Origin of the sequence: Pseudomonas sp. PS02303, assembly GCF_029959925.1 — a bacterium.
Classification (GTDB): Bacteria; Pseudomonadota; Gammaproteobacteria; order Pseudomonadales; family Pseudomonadaceae; genus Aquipseudomonas; species Aquipseudomonas mandelii.
The window spans coordinates 1-660 of record NZ_JASCOM010000548.1; the positions used below are offsets into that span (position 1 = coordinate 1).

The 660-nt window shown below is 57.4% G+C and carries 1 pseudogene; it reads right to left on the reverse strand.

Annotated elements, in window-relative coordinates:
• Window positions 1-86 precede the first annotated feature (86 nt).
• Window positions 87-374 (reverse strand): annotated as a pseudogene (locus QMX98_RS34795) (DUF6124 family protein); the annotation flags it as partial.
• Between the last annotated feature and the right edge of the window lie 286 nt (window positions 375-660).

Genomic DNA, 660 nt, shown 5'->3' on the forward strand with positions numbered 1-660 from the left:
GGCATGCCTCGCTCCTACAAGGACTGCGCCAAACCTGTAGGAGCGAGGCTTGCCCGCGAAGGCGGCCTTCACCTTACCGAATACTTCACGGCTAAACCCCGGCCCGAGCCTTCCACATCGTCTGCCAGATCGGCAGCAATGGCGCTGATGGACAGCAAGTCTTCGGAGGCATTGGCCAGCAAGGCTTCGGTGTCGATGTCGGGGCATACAGTGAAGAGCCGGGACTTATTACGGCGCCTCGACGTTTTTTCGTGAGCAGGGGGAAAGTAATAGGAGAAGACGCGGTCGGCAGCTTCTTTAAGTTTCTCGGCTTCAAGGGACGCTTGGGAATCGATGTCAGAGTTATCTGCTGGGTTGGTCGTTACCTTGGCCATAATGAGTTTCCGATTACAGATTGGCGAGCGGCTTCCGGCATTGCTGTAGGCTGCGACGCCAGGCCACGTAGCCGCTAACCCTTCCTTCGGACAAACTTTTAAACACAAACCCACCGCTAGGCTGGCGAAGGTTGAAGATTCCCAAAAAGGGACTGATCGGTCCTTTTTTGGGACTGATGATCGTTCCCACGCTCCGCATGGGAATGCAGCCCGGGACGCTCCGCGTCCCATTCGGGAGCTGGAACGCGGAGCGTCCCTTGAGGCATTCCCACGCAGAGCGTGGGAA